This window comes from Pseudomonas sp. SIMBA_068, assembly GCF_046534705.1.
In the GTDB taxonomy this organism is placed as follows: domain Bacteria; phylum Pseudomonadota; class Gammaproteobacteria; order Pseudomonadales; family Pseudomonadaceae; genus Aquipseudomonas; species Aquipseudomonas putida.
Map to the genome: position 1 here is coordinate 1 of NZ_JAWRYI010001382.1, position 244 is coordinate 244.

The window sequence follows — 244 nt, forward strand, 5'->3', positions numbered from 1 at the left end:
GGTCCAACCATCAAAACGAAGCACACGCCCTTTTGCCTTAAGCTGAAAATCGTTAGCCGCAACAGTTAAGGTTGTTAAATCGTACTCTGCAGGTACCATTTGGCACGCTACAAATTGACGCCATATTAATTCGTAAAGCTTTTTAGCATCGGCATCTACACCTTCAAGGTGTCCAGACAGCACAGTAACGCTAGAAGGACGAATCGCTTCGTGTGCCTCCTGTGCATTACCTTTAGAACTGTAG

Annotated in this window: 1 protein-coding gene; it reads right to left on the reverse strand. The window is 45.5% G+C overall.

Annotated features, from left to right (window positions below; genetic code table 11):
- A partial coding sequence (locus SB756_RS34150) for a DNA topoisomerase (RefSeq protein ID WP_410913765.1) occupies positions 1 to 244 on the reverse strand: 244 nt, incomplete at both ends.